This is a genomic window from uncultured Holdemanella sp., assembly GCF_934772795.1.
Lineage (GTDB): Bacteria > Bacillota_I > Bacilli_A > Erysipelotrichales > Erysipelotrichaceae > Holdemanella.
The window spans coordinates 1-5,385 of record NZ_CAKVMR010000095.1 but is presented as its reverse complement, the minus strand read 5'-3'; the positions used below and the strand labels follow the sequence as shown (position 1 = coordinate 5,385).

General features: G+C 34.4%; 4 protein-coding genes, 1 pseudogene and 1 other annotated feature. All 5 genes and pseudogenes read right to left on the bottom strand.

Going from position 1 to position 5,385, the window contains the following annotated elements; all coding sequences use genetic code 11:
- Positions 1–428 (bottom strand): hypothetical protein (locus tag Q0F04_RS11270; protein WP_295753353.1); only part of this gene is annotated, 428 nt, incomplete at its 3' end.
- Between the two features lie 89 nt (positions 429–517).
- Positions 518–2,278 carry a M3 family oligoendopeptidase gene (locus Q0F04_RS11265; RefSeq protein ID WP_295753351.1) on the bottom strand — a complete coding sequence of 587 codons (1,761 nt, stop codon included), beginning with the start codon at positions 2,276–2,278 and terminating at the stop codon, positions 518–520.
- 60 nt (positions 2,279–2,338) lie between these two features.
- Positions 2,339–3,073 (bottom strand): amino acid ABC transporter ATP-binding protein, encoded by a 735-nt coding sequence (locus Q0F04_RS11260; protein WP_295569970.1) that lies wholly within the window; start codon positions 3,071–3,073, stop codon positions 2,339–2,341.
- Positions 3,066–4,595 (bottom strand): ABC transporter substrate-binding protein/permease, encoded by a 1,530-nt coding sequence (locus Q0F04_RS11255; protein WP_295753349.1) that lies wholly within the window; start codon positions 4,593–4,595, stop codon positions 3,066–3,068. The genes Q0F04_RS11260 and Q0F04_RS11255 overlap by 8 nt, the downstream gene beginning before the upstream one ends.
- Positions 4,596–4,637: 42 nt before the next feature.
- Positions 4,638–4,846 (bottom strand) — a binding site (T-box leader).
- A gap of 50 nt (positions 4,847–4,896) precedes the next feature.
- Positions 4,897–5,385 (bottom strand): annotated as a pseudogene (locus Q0F04_RS11250) (hypothetical protein); the annotation flags it as partial.

Genomic DNA, 5,385 nt, shown 5'->3' with positions numbered 1-5,385 from the left:
ACTACTTCTTCTCTTTCTTTCTTTACAGAAGTCTTCTTTTCTTTTAATAACTTTTCGCTTGGCTTATCAATAATGCTCTTGTTCATCAATTCTTCCATTTCGATATCCGTGAACTTAATGACATAAATTTTTCTACCATTCATTTCACTATCACGAACCAAACGAACACTTTTTAATTTACGAATCAACATATCCATAGATGGTCTTTCTGTACTTCCATCCAATAAGCGAAATACATATTGATTAGCTTGGGCACTTGTCAATTCGTTTTCATATACCCAGTCATGCGTTTCAGCATACGGGTTTTTTACAGCCATAAATCTAGCGTAACAAAATAATCTTAAAGAAAGGGCGGCAGCACCATTCTCATTACTGTTTACGTTTTTGATAAAACGTTCTCTATTTTTCATCAACATCTCTGTACTCATTAAATCTCCCCCAGAAAAAATTTCGAACGCAATAGATTATATCATCATTTGTGAACTTTTGCAGAAAAAAATTGCTTGTTTCCAAGCAATTATTTCGATAATTCGATAAATTCTTCAATTCTTGATTTTGCGGTTTCTAACGCAGAAATCCAAAATGCTTCATCCGTTAAATCAATACCCAATACTTTAGCTGTATCTTCTACAGAAGCAACGGTTGTTGTGTGTAACATCTCTTTATATTTAGGAACAAATTTTTCTTTACCCATTTCTTGATATTTCACAACTAAGCCTCGCGCAAACAATCCACCAAAGGCATATGGCCAGTTATAATAACTTAGATCTGAAGAATAGTAGTGTGATTTACAAACCCACATATATGGATGTAGACAAGTTGGATCCAGTCCATCACCATAAGCTTGTTTTTGTGCGTCCAACATAATTTCATTCAACTGATCCTTGAATAAGAATTCATCACTTCTTCTGTCAAATACAGCTTTTTCTAATAAGTAGCGAGAGTAAATATCACAGATAATTTGACATAGATCTTGAAGCTGATTTTCAATTAAACCTAGTTTAACTTCTTTATCTTCAGTTTCATCAATCACTGCATTCATAATGATATTTTCATTGAATGTACTTGCCGTTTCTGCTACCGGCATAGAATATTCCCAGTTTAATGGTCTATGACTTTCAATATTTAATCCATGATATGCATGTCCAAGTTCATGAGCCAAAGTAACTACGTCTCCAAGTCCTCCATCAAAGTTTGTTAATACGCGTGATTGTTTCACAAATGGCATATTGCAGCAGAAAGCACCACCAACTTTTCCTTTATGTGGATAAAAATCAATCCAGCTATTGTCAAAAGCTTCTTCCATCATATCGGCCAAGTCATCAGAGAACGGTCTGAAATGATTGACCAAATATTCTTTTGTGGTTTCTGGAGTAAAACTTGTCGTAGCTGATTTTCCAATTGGCGCAAACAATTCATACCAAGGAAGACCATTTTCATATCCAAGCATTTCAGCTTTTCTTTTCAAATACTTATGGAATACTGGCAAGTATTTCTGCATAGCACTTAAAAGTGCATCTAATGTTTTTTGGGATACATGAGACTGGTGTAGTGTCATATCCATTGGGCTTTCATAGCCTCGCATTTTAGCTTCGGTAATAACCTGTAGTTTAATGTTATTTAAAGAAAAGCTAACGGCATCCGCAATCGGTGCATAGCTTTTAATTTCAGCTTCATAAGCAGCTTTACGAACTTCTTTATCAGCATCATAAGCTAGATTACGAACCGATGCCAAAGGTAACTTTTTACCATCATATTCTACTTCCAATGAACTTGTAAGTAAGCTTTGTTGCTTCTCCCAAGCTGAACCTGCAGAAATATTTATTTTAGCTAGTGCTTCTTCAACGTCTTCACTTAATAAGTATTTTCCACTTTCATGAATATCATTTAAAAAATATTTATATTCACAAAGTTCTGGACGATCTAAATAACTATTTAAATCTTTCATATCCGCAATATAGCGAGAGAACACAGCCATAGCCTTACTAGCTGTACTTGCGATTGTAGCTACTTTATCAATAGCTGCTGCCGCTTTCGCATTTGCCGTATTTGTGGATTGGCTTAAAAATCCAAAGCAGCTCAAATGTTTTTCTAATAATTCAAACTCTTCTAATACTTTAACAATTTTAAGAAGATCTTCCTTCTCATTTTCATGACTTAAAGTCTTTGATAGTTCATCTAATTCTTTTGCCTTCTTTTCAAAAGATGTTAAATCTTCACTAAATTTAGGATCATCAAATCCCTTGTACAATACGTCTAATGACCATTCTGCATTCATATCAATTTCCTCCAATTTAATAAATTATACCATAATAAAAGCTTGAGCATGTGCCCAAGCTTATAATACTTGTGATAAAAATTTGATGGTTCTTGGATTTTGTGGATGTTCAAAGATATCTTCTGGAGTTCCTTGTTCTTGAATAATACCTTCATCCATAAATAATACGCGATCACTTGTTTCGCGGGCAAATCCCATTTCGTGTGTAACAATCACAATTGTCATTCCTTGATCTGCCAATTCTTTGATAACTTCTAGTACACCCTTTACCATTTCTGGATCAAGTGCACTCGTTGGCTCATCACATAAAATTACATCTGGATGCATAGCTAGAGCACGCACAATAGCTAGACGCTGTTTTTGTCCACCAGATAATTTTCTTGGATATTCATCCTTCTTATCTTCCAAGCCTACTTTTTTAAGCAATTCGATAGCTTCTTTTTCAGCTTGAGCCTTTGGTGTTTTAAGTTCTAGAATTGGTGTGATGGTAATATTTTCTAAAACTGTTAAGTGTGGGAATACATTAAAGTGCTGGAAGATCATTCCAATCTTTTTACGGTGTGTATCAATATCCACATTTTCTGCTGCAATATCCACCCCTTCAAAAATAATTTGTCCACTTGATGGTTTTTCTAATAAGTTTAAACAACGTAAGAAAGTAGATTTTCCCGAACCACTAGGTCCAATAATACTAACAACTTCTCCTTGATGAATGATTTGATCAATTCCTTTTAATACTTCAAGATCCCCAAAATTTTTATGTAAGTCTTTTACGACAATTAGTTCCTTAGTCACTGACACTCAACTTCCCTTCCATGTATTTAATTAATTTTGATAATGAATATGTAACAATAAAGTAGATCAAACCAACAATTACTAATGGTTCAATAGACTTATAAGTAGCCGATTTAATAACACTGTTAACCGTCATTAATTCTCCAATATAGAATGTACTTGCCAAAGATGTTTCCTTAATCATCATAACGAATTCATTACCTAATGCAGGTAAGATATTCTTGATAGCTTGAGGAATAATGATCTTAGTCATCATATGTACGTTTGACATACCCAATGATTTAGCAGCTTCTCTTTGACCTTTATCCACTGACTGAATACCTGAACGGATAATTTCTGCCACATATGCACTTGAGTTGATAATCAACGCAATGATAACACTGACGATCATTGGCATATTTCCATTTGTCAAATATGAGAAGATATTAATAAATAACCATAATTGTAGTAACAATGGTGTTCCACGAATCAATTCTACATATACACCGGCAATCACTTGTACGATTTTATTCTTTGATAATTTTACTAGGGCAAATAGTCCACCAATAATTGTACCAAAGATTACAGTAATTGCTGCAAGTCCTAAAGTAATTCCTAAACCTTTTAATAATTGTGGCCAGCAATATTGAACGATTTGAACACATGTTCCAAAGAATCCAGTTGCGGTTAATGTGAATTGTTCGCTACTTTGTTTCTTTGCGACTTTATACCACTCTTCATATAAACCTTTTTTGTTGACTTCCTTTAAGATTTTATTGACTTCATCCATCAATCTTTTTTCACCTAATGGAGCACCAACACGGTTACCTGCATAATCTTGATCAATATTGAATAATTCATCTAACTTAGCTAATTCAGAGTTCTTTTCAATATATTCATCCGCCGTACCTTCAGAACATGCGACAGCTTGTACAGTACCATTCTTTAATAGAGCAACACCATCATCAATTGTCGAAATCGATTGTAGTTTTGCGTCTGGAATTTGATCTTCTGTATATTGTTGCTGGATCGATCCTTGTTGAGCAGCCACCTTTAAGCCAGTTAAATCTGTTAATTTTTTATATTTTTCTTCATCTTTTTTGGAAATGATAACAGCCTGTCCACCCGTATCTTCATTAATGTTGTATCCAATAGACATTTCCATCTGTTGAGCACGAGCTGGTGTATAAGCCAATCCAGTGATAGCTAAGTCAATTTCTTCTGTTTGAAGGTTTGCCAAAACTGTATCAAAACTTGAGGCTTTGATTGTAAGTTTAACACCCATCTTTTTTGCAATATATTTTGCCAATTCAATATCAGAACCTACATATTGAGCTTGTCCTGTTTTTGTGGAGTCAATAAATTCATTAGGTGGAAAATCAGGAGATGTACCTACAATCAATTCTCCTCTTTCTTGAATCTTGTCTAATAAATCGCCTGTTGTTGATGTGTCTGTTTCATCGGCAAATGCAGGCATAACACTAGACATCATGATCATAAAACTTACTAAAAATGCCGAAATTAATTTAAATCCTTTTTTCATATCTACCATTCCCTTTCTAACAAAAAAAGCCGCCCTTGAATATACAAGGACGACTATAAAATCGCGGTACCACCTTATTTCCTGCACAAACGTACAAGCCCTTAACTCATAACGGGAGTATCCGAAGCTTCCTCAATCTTCGAAAGCTTAGCTCTAAGACACGTTCACCCTGTGCTTACTGTTCCATTTCCACCATCAGGAACTCACTATCAGCAGCATCCACGACTACTTCTTCTTTTCATTGCCTTTACAAAGGATGGCTTTATTATAAACAAACATTTTTTTAAATGCAACACAAAATTTATGATTTTATCAATACCTGAATTTCATCCACATTTAGTGAGCAATATACAGATATTTGTTCAAGACTCAATCCAGATTCATGCATCTTACGAACCATCTGTTCCACTTTCTTATCAGCTTCTAGTATTGCCTTTCTTGCTTCTTCTTTCTCTTTACGAGCTTCTTCTTTCTCTTTACGAGCTTCTTCTTCCTCTTTACGAGCTGCTTCTTTATCTTTACGAGCTTCTTCTTTGTCTTTACGAGCCTCTTTCATCTGTCTTTGAGCTTCTTCAAGTTCAAGCTGTAGTTCAATTCGTTCTTCATTTTCATGTAATTTTTGAAAATCTTCTATTATTTTCTTCCAACGATCATCCGATATCGTTTCTACACGCTTCTCTAACATCTGAATCACCTCATCATTTTCTATCATTACCTTAATTTTACTATCATCCATTCCTTTGTGGCAATTCAAAAAGTAATAAATCATTTTCTCCTGTTCATTCATGTC

Coding starts and splice junctions, on each gene's coding strand:
- Q0F04_RS11265 (WP_295753351.1), bottom strand. CDS start 2,278: ATGAATGCAGAATGGTCATTAGACGTATTGTACAAGGGATTTGATGAT.
- Q0F04_RS11255 (WP_295753349.1), bottom strand. CDS start 4,595: ATGAAAAAAGGATTTAAATTAATTTCGGCATTTTTAGTAAGTTTTATG.